The organism is Streptomyces sp. NPDC037203, assembly GCF_055605065.1.
Genome location: NZ_JBVJUC010000001.1, coordinates 853526 through 861323, shown reverse-complemented (window position 1 = coordinate 861323; position 7798 = coordinate 853526). Strand labels below are relative to the sequence as shown.

General features: G+C 70.6%; 6 protein-coding genes. 1 reads left to right on the top strand and 5 read right to left on the bottom strand.

The features are described from left to right. Positions 1-139: 139 nt before the first annotated feature. The gene (gene eno / locus ACZ7EC_RS03595) at positions 140-1420 is read right to left on the bottom strand and encodes a phosphopyruvate hydratase (protein WP_471057263.1); all 1281 of its coding nucleotides are present in this window, start codon (positions 1418-1420) and stop codon (positions 140-142) included. 192 nt (positions 1421-1612) lie between these two features. Between eno and clpX the strand changes: the two genes are divergently transcribed. Beyond that, positions 1613-2905 (top strand): ATP-dependent Clp protease ATP-binding subunit ClpX, encoded by a 1293-nt coding sequence (gene clpX, locus ACZ7EC_RS03590; protein ID WP_471057260.1) that lies wholly within the window; start codon positions 1613-1615, stop codon positions 2903-2905. A 113-nt stretch (positions 2906-3018) separates the two neighbouring features. Here clpX and ACZ7EC_RS03585 read toward each other — a convergent pair whose 3' ends face one another. The 4 genes from ACZ7EC_RS03585 to asnB are packed head-to-tail and all read right to left on the bottom strand — an operon-like array spanning position 3019 to position 7490. Further along, the gene (locus ACZ7EC_RS03585; protein WP_471057257.1) at positions 3019-4116 is read right to left on the bottom strand and encodes a diiron oxygenase; all 1098 of its coding nucleotides are present in this window, start codon (positions 4114-4116) and stop codon (positions 3019-3021) included. A 40-nt stretch (positions 4117-4156) separates the two neighbouring features. Beyond that, a complete protein-coding gene (locus tag ACZ7EC_RS03580) occupies positions 4157-4441 on the bottom strand; it encodes a PqqD family protein (RefSeq protein ID WP_471057254.1) in 285 nt (94 codons plus the stop codon). Then, positions 4441-5295 carry a hypothetical protein gene (locus ACZ7EC_RS03575; RefSeq protein ID WP_471057251.1) on the bottom strand — a complete coding sequence of 285 codons (855 nt, stop codon included), beginning with the start codon at positions 5293-5295 and terminating at the stop codon, positions 4441-4443. The genes ACZ7EC_RS03580 and ACZ7EC_RS03575 overlap by 1 nt, the downstream gene beginning before the upstream one ends. Further along, the gene (asnB, locus tag ACZ7EC_RS03570) at positions 5292-7490 is read right to left on the bottom strand and encodes an asparagine synthase (glutamine-hydrolyzing) (RefSeq protein ID WP_471057248.1); all 2199 of its coding nucleotides are present in this window, start codon (positions 7488-7490) and stop codon (positions 5292-5294) included. The genes ACZ7EC_RS03575 and asnB overlap by 4 nt, the downstream gene beginning before the upstream one ends. Positions 7491-7798: the final 308 nt, after the last annotated feature.

The window sequence follows — 7798 nt, the reverse complement described above, 5'->3', positions numbered from 1 at the left end:
CCTTTAGGAAGGGCCACCCGTTTTTTGGGAGGAGCAGGGGGGGGGGGGGGGGGGGGGGGGCCCTCTTTCGGGGTGGGGGGGGGCTGGGGGGGGGGCGCGGCCCCCCCCCCCAGGCCGGTCGTGAGGGGGAGTGCCGGTGTCAGCGCACCCGGAGCACGCTGCTGCCCGGATAGAGCGCCTGCGAGCCCAGCTCCTCCTCGATCCGGATGAGCTGGTTGTACTTGGAGGTGCGGTCGGAACGGGACAGCGAACCCGTCTTGATCTGGCCGCAGTTGGTGGCGACCGCGAGGTCGGCGATCGTGGTGTCCTCGGTCTCTCCGGACCGGTGCGACATCACCGCGGTGTACCCGGCCTTGTGCGCGGTCTCCACGGTGGTCAGGGTCTCGCTGAGCGAACCGATCTGGTTGACCTTGACCAGGATGGAGTTGGCGTAGCCGTCGCGGATGCCGTCCTTCAGCCGCTCGACGTTGGTGCAGAAGACGTCGTCGCCGGTGAGCTGGATCTTGTCGCCCAGCTCGCGGGTGACCTGCTTCCACCCCTCGATGTCGTCCTCGGCCATCGCGTCCTCGATGGAGGCGATCGGGTAGCGGGAGACGAGCGTGGTGAGGTAGGCGATGTGCTCCTCGACCGAGCGCTTGACGCCCTCGCCCGCGTAGTCGTACACCCCGTCGTGGAAGAACTCCGAGGTGGCCGGGTCGAGTACGAGGACGATGTCCTCGCCGGGGGCGTAGCCCGTCTGCTCGATCGCGCGGACCACGAAGCTCAGGGCCTCGTCGGCGGAGCGCAGGTTGGGGGCGAAGCCGCCCTCGTCGCCGACGTTGGTGTTGTGGCCGGCCTCCGCCAGGGCCTTGCGCAGGGTGTGGAACACCTCGGAACCCATCCGCACGGCCTCGGCGAAGTTCGCCGCGCCCACCGGCGCGATCATGAACTCCTGGAAGTCGATCGGGTTGTCGGCGTGGGCACCGCCGTTGATGATGTTCATCATCGGCACCGGCAGGGTGCGCGCGCCGACACCGCCGACATAGCGGTACAGCGGGAGCCGGTGGGCCGCGGCGGCGGCCTTCACCGTGGCGAGCGAGACACCGAGGATCGCGTTGGCGCCGAGGGCGCCCTTGTTGGGCGTGGCGTCGAGCCTGATCATCGTCTCGTCGACGAGGTACTGGTCCACGGCGTTCAGGCCGCGCAGCGCCTCCGCGATGGGCCCGTTGACCGCGTCGACGGCCTTGCGCACGCCCTTGCCGTGGAACCGGGCCCGGTCCCCGTCGCGCAGTTCGACGGCCTCGTTGGCACCGGTCGAGGCTCCGGACGGGACCGCGGCGCGGCCGAACGAGCCGTCCTCCAGGGTGACGTCGACCTCGACGGTGGGATTGCCACGGCTGTCGACGATTTCACGGGCTACGACTCGGGATACCGCGGTCATGTGACTCCTCGGACGCATTGATTAACTCGCCACCATCCTGCCAGAGTTGTGCGGGCCGTGCGACGGACGTCTCACTATTCGCAACCCAGGCCCCCCGATTGAGCTGGCCTATCCTCAATTGATCGATGCCACCGCGGGTTGGGCATGTTCCGCGCACCCGATGTTTCGCGACCGCACGAAGGAGTTCACCCAATGACGGTTGTCGGCATGCGTGACACTCAGCTCACCTGCTCGTTCTGCGAGAAGAGACAAGACGAAGTCTTGAAGATCGTGTCCGGGCCCGGCGTGCACATCTGCGACGGCTGTGTCGACCTGTGCGCCGAAGTGGTCGCGGAAACGAGAAACGGGGGGCAAAAGGCAGGTCTCGCCGGCGGCCTTCCGAAGCCACGTGAGATACGGGCATTCCTGGACACTTATGTGGTGGGCCAGGAGCGGGCCAAGAAGTCGCTTTCCGTCGCCGTGTACAACCACTACAAGCGGGTGCGCGGCGCGGCCGTGGACGACGACGACGTCGAACTGGCCAAGTCGAACATTCTGCTCCTCGGGCCCACCGGCTCCGGCAAGACCCTGCTCACCCAGACCCTGGCCCGGATCCTGGACGTCCCCTTCGCCATCGCCGACGCCACCGGCCTCACCGAGGCGGGCTACGTGGGCGAGGACGTGGACGCGATCCTGATGAAGCTCCTGCAGGCCGCCGACCACGACCCGCGCCGGGCGGAGACCGGCATCGTCTACATCGACGAGATCGACAAGATCGGCCGCCGGGGCGACGGTCCGGCTGTCTCGCGTGATGTCTCCGGCGAGGGCGTCCAGCAGGCCCTGCTGAAGGTGCTGGAGGGATCGGTGGTGACGGTCGCCCCGCCGGGACGGGGGACGGGCGCGGTCGCCGGCAGCCGCAGCCGCACCGCCCAGGAGGGCATCCAGATCGACACCTCGCACATCCTCTTCATCGTCGGCGGCGCCTTCGCCGGCCTGGAGAAGATCATCGAGGCGCGTATCGGGGCCCAGGGCATCGGCTTCGGCGGCAGCGTCCGGTCCCGGCGCCAGACCGCGGCGGACGACCTCTTCGCACAGGTGACGCCCGAGGACCTCGTGAAGTTCGGGATGATCCCGGAGCTGATCGGCCGGCTGCCGATGGTCACCTCGGTGGCCCAGCTGGACCGGGACGCGCTGCTGCGGATCCTCACCGAGCCGAAGAACGCCCTGGTGCGCCAGTACCGCAGGCTGTTCCAACTGGACGGCGTGGAACTGGCCTTCGAGCCCGCGGCGCTGGAGGCGGTGGCCGACCAGGCGCTCAGCCGGGGCACCGGGGCCCGTGGTCTGCGGGCCATCCTCGACGAGGCGCTGCTGCCGGTGATGTACGACGTGCCGTCGCTGGAGGACGTGGTGCGGGTGACGGTGACCGAGCGGACCGTGCTGAAGGGCGAGATGCCGCTGCTGGTGCGCGAGGACGACTCGGTGGTCGAGCAGGACGCGAACGGGTGACGGCGGCCCGCCGCGGCTGATGTGTGGCGGGCGGAGCCGGGGAGCGGGACACCCGGCACCGCCCGCCGGTCCGTGGGCGGGGCGGAGGCGGCCGGCGTCCGGACCGGCCGTCCTCAGTCGAGCAGGCCGTAGGCCGCCAGCGCGTCCTCGGCGGCGGCGCTCTCGAAGGCGCCGAGTTCCCGGAAATAGCGCCGGGTCTGCTGGGAGGTGGCACGGGCGTGACCGCTCAGCACCTCGGGCGTGTACACCTCGGCGAGGATCTGCTCGGCCTCGTCGCCCGTCAGCTCGTAAGCGGTGAGTTCCTCGCGCAGCGCGTCGAGATCGGGGCGCAGGAAGGCGTCCATCAGCGCCGGCACCAGCCGGCCGGCCGTTCTGCGCTCCGCCGGTTCGAGGTGCGCCCACAGGCGGTGCAGGAAGTGTGCGAAGTAGGCGTGGTGGCGCCCCTCGTCGAGGGCGTGGTCCCGGATTGTGCCGGTGACGGCGGGGGCCACCGCCTCGCGTTGCGGGATCTCGGCGAGACTCGCCGAGATCAGCGTCTCCGAGACGATCACGAACAGCAGCTCGGCCAGGGGGCGCTCACCGGCCGGCAGCTCGGCCAGCAGATCGCTCAGACGCCGCAGGAAGAAGGGTTCCTCGGGCAGTCGGGGGGCCGTGCCGGTCACCGCCTGCACCTGGGCCGCGAGATCCGCGGAGAACAGCGCGTGGTACGCCTCGTCGCAGTACATCTTGTAGGCGTCGAGGCGCATTTCCTCGGGCACCGGGACGCCCACCGTGCCGCGTGCGATGCCCAGCACGGTGCGGTTGACGACCAGGTACTCGAGTTTGGCGGTGAAGTCCAGGTAGCGGTACAGGTGCTGGACCAGCACCTCCTGGAACTGCGGCGCGGGCAGCTCGCGGACGAGCGGGTGCCGGGTGACCGGTACCAGGTCGGGCGGGAACAGCCACGGTGCCGGGCCGCCGTCGCGGGGATCGGCGTCGAGCACCCGCCGGGGCGAGCTGCGCACACTGGAGCGCTCGTACCAGCTGCGGAAGGGACTGCGGTAGGGCGCGGGCTCGCCGTCTGCGACGGCCGGATCGGCGCCGTCGGCCTCAGTGGAGGTCTCGTCGCCCTCCGGGGCCGTCCCCGGATCGGGCGACGGCGCGCGCAGCAGGCGCCGGGGACAGTACGACAGGGCCGAGCAGCCGACGAACATCCCTACCGTCCCGCACATGCCGGGCCCTTTCCGGGGGAGCTCCCGCGCGCGGTCGCGGTCACGCCACGACCTCCACGACTCCGTGCCCGAGCAGCTGGACGGCGAAGTCCACGGTGTCCTCGGTGGCCTCGTCGACCCCGACGCCGTACTCCTCCGCGAGTCCGGCAGCGACCTGCCGCAGCGTCGAAGTGCCGTCGATGCGGCGGAAGATGGCCTGGGCGACGTCGTCCAGTTCCAGGGCCTGGTCCTGCACGGCGATGTACAACTTGCCGCGGTACTTGCGGGTGCGGGCTTCCATCCGGCGGCGCACCACGCTGTCCGGCTGCAACTCCGGGTCACTCATCAGTGAATCTCCACATCGATCGACAGATCTCTGCATAGCTGCACGACTCGGGTCACCCAGCCTCCGGGCCGGTCGTGGGGGAGGTCGCGCATGGTCTCCACCGCCCAGTAGTCCTCGTACGACAGCTGCTGGGGCCGCACTTCGTGGAATCGCCGGGCCCGCCATTTGGGTGTACGGGAGCCGAACGCCCCGTGGCTCTCCAGGAGTGCGTCGACCACGTGGCCGAACGCCTTGCGGGCCGACAGCACGGCGCTGTCGGTGTCGTCCGCGGCCAGCTGGCCGAGCGCGTCCTCGATCGAGGCGTCCGCCTCGGCGAGCGAACGTGCCGTCACGAAGGCGCGGAAGGCGGTCGCCCCGAGTTCCAGCCGCCGGCCGCGCACCCACGAGGTGCCGCTGAGCGTGAGGCAGGTGACCAGCTGCTCCAGGAACCGCTCCTCCGTCCCGGTCAGCACGTCGGAGGCGACGGTGCGCTCCTCGAACCGCTCCCAGGAGACCTTCGCCAGCATCTGGTCCACCTGGGTGTCGAGCCAGTACGTGACTTCCCAGCGGCGTCCGTCGACGTCCGCCACCGCCACGGGCACCGAGGCCGGCCGCAGCGGCACCGGGATGGAGTACACGGCGGGCCCGTGCCAGGGTCCGGTGGCGATGACGTTGAAGTCGTAGTCGCTGCCCTCGTTGGCCCAGCCGCGGGCGACGGACCCCGCACACGTCACGGCGAGGTGGACGACGGGCAGCAGCCCGAGGTCCTCCAGTCCCTCCAGGCAGCCGAGCAGGGCCGACTTCGCCGCCAGCGCTTCCCAGGGGCCCTGCACCAGGGCGGTGTCGGGATTGCGCACCGGGCCACGCCTGGTCATTCCGCGCGGACCACCGAGGTCAGCAGTCCCAGCTCCAGGGCCTCGGCGGCCAGCGGGGTCACGGCGGCGGGATCGGCGCCGAGGGCGGCGACCAGCTCGCCGTAGGGCCGCTTGCCGTCCAGGGCGTGCAGGAACCGCAGCCAGTCGGGGTTCTCCACCTCGTCCAGCACGTACTCGATGCTGCCGTCGACCACGAGGTACCACACGGCGGGCTCGTCGGCGGAGTGCAGCAGCAGGACGTGCTCGGGCAGCTCCAGCACCTGCTCCTGCGTGACCTCCGTGCGGCGCACCACGCGGGCCTCGACGGCCTCCCGCTCGGCCGCCCAGTCGGTCACCGGAACGCTCTGCGGCACCGGCGCCTTGCGGGACTCGACGTGCGGGGTGGGCAGATCCCGGGTCATCCGCTCCAGCAGCCCGAGGTTGACCACGCGCAGCAGCAGCTCCACATGGCCGGCCGACGGGTCCTGCTCCAGCCTGCGCAACTGGGCGCGGACCTGGTCGGCGTCCAGGCGGTCGCGGGCGGCGTCGCTGGCGAGCGCCTCGTCGAGCAGCTGATCGCCGTTCTGGGCGAGCATCCGCAGGAACGTGCGGTAGGTGAGGTGTTCGCCGCTGCCGTAGAAGAAGGGGCCCTTGGGGCGGTTGACCATCTCGGGCGGCAGGATGCCCACCATGGCCCGGCGCAGGATCTGCTTGTCCCACACCAGGTTCGCCCGCAGCGGTTCGGGCACGGCCGCCACCAGCTCGATCAGCCGGTGGTCGAGGAAGGGCACCCGCGCCTCGATGCCGTTTCCGGCCGCGGTGCGGTCCTCGTGCCAGCAGTTGTAGAGCTGGACGTCGCGGTACTTCCAGCGGAACAGCTCCGCGTACGGGTCGCTCGCCGGGCGGCCCGCCACGTCGCGCAGATAGCGGGAGCTGACCATCGAGCGGCCCGCCCCGTCCCACCACGCGCCGACGTCCGGGCGCAGGGCGCGGTCACGGGCGGTGCCGAGGGCGTCGACGTTGCGCACGAAGTCGGGCCACTCGCCGCCGCCCGCCATGGTCTTCGAGTAGCCGCCGTTGAATTCGTCGGCGCCGCCACCCAGCAGCATGGCCTTGATCTCGGGGGCGTGCGCGCCGACGTAGCGGTACATCTCGTACTTGTAGAACGTCTCGGGGCCCGCGAGCGGCGTCTCCAGCAGCCACAGGTGCCGCTTCCACTCCTCCGCGGAGGGGGTGTGCGAGGAATCCAGCAGCACCTGGTGGTTGGCCAGGCCGAGGACGCCGGCGATGTGGTGCGCGGACTCGGCGTCGCCGTTGGCGAGGGTGCTGCCGTTGAGCGCGGTGAACGTGCGCGGCTTGAGGGAGGCGAGCGCCGCCACGGCCGCCGAGTCGATGCCGCCGCTGAGGAAGAGGCCGATCTCGACGTCGGCCATCTGGCAGTCGTCGATGCTCTCGGCCAGGATCCTGCCGTAGTCCGCGACGAGCTGGGACTCGGAGGCGGCCGCGTCGCCCTCGTAGGAGGGGAAGTCCCAGTAGCGGTGGGTGGAGCGGGAGCCGTCGCCGAGGTCGAGCGTCACGATCGACGCGGCGGGCACCAGCTCGATGTCCTTGAACCAGGAGTGGGCCGGGCTGTCGTCGGTCACCGGCGCCATGCTGAGCAGCTGGTCGCCCAGCGCCCGGTCCCAGTCGAGTTCGCGCGGGCAGTCGGGGTCCTCGAAGAGTGCCTTGATCTCGGACGCGAAGACGACCCGCTCGCGGTTGAGGTGGTAGAAAAGCGGCTTGATGCCGAACCGGTCGCGGGCGAACACCAGACGGCCGCGGTCGCGGTCCCACAGCACCAGCGAGAACATGCCGCGCACCTGGTCGAGGAAGCGCAGACCGTCGCGGCGGTAGAGATGGAGCAGCACCTCGCAGTCCGAGCGGGTGCGCAGCCGGGTGCCGGCGGGCAGACCGGCCGCCAGCTCGCGGTGGTTGTAGATCTCGCCATTGGCGATGAGCACCAGGCCGCCGTCGTCCGTGGCGAGCGGCTGCGCGCCGCCCTCCGGGTCGACCAGGGACAGCCGGACGAAGCCCAGGCCCAGCGGACCGGAGCGGAAGTAGGTCTCGTCGTCGGGGCCCCGGTGGGCCACCGCGTGTGCCATCCGGCGGAGCAGGGCGTCCGCTTCCTCACCAACGGGACGGCCGTCGACTCGGGCAATGCCGGACAGGCCACACATACTTCTACCTCGCTCGCTGCGGAGACTGGATTGACGCCGGATCCGGTGCCGGCGCGGCACCGGGCTTGCCGCGCCCGGCCGGGACCGGGCGCGGCAAGGAGTCGTCCGAGCACACTCAGACGACCATCTTCAGGACGGTGCCGGAGGTGACCTCCTTGGCAGCCGGCTTGGCGTACTTGCGCATATCATTCACCTCCCTGTGAAATCTCTGGAATGCCTCAGGCGGGAAAGTCGCCCTCGGCATTCCCGAATTCCGACAACGGAATGCAACAAGCCGCGCGGTGGGCCCGTCAAGGTCCACATGAGAC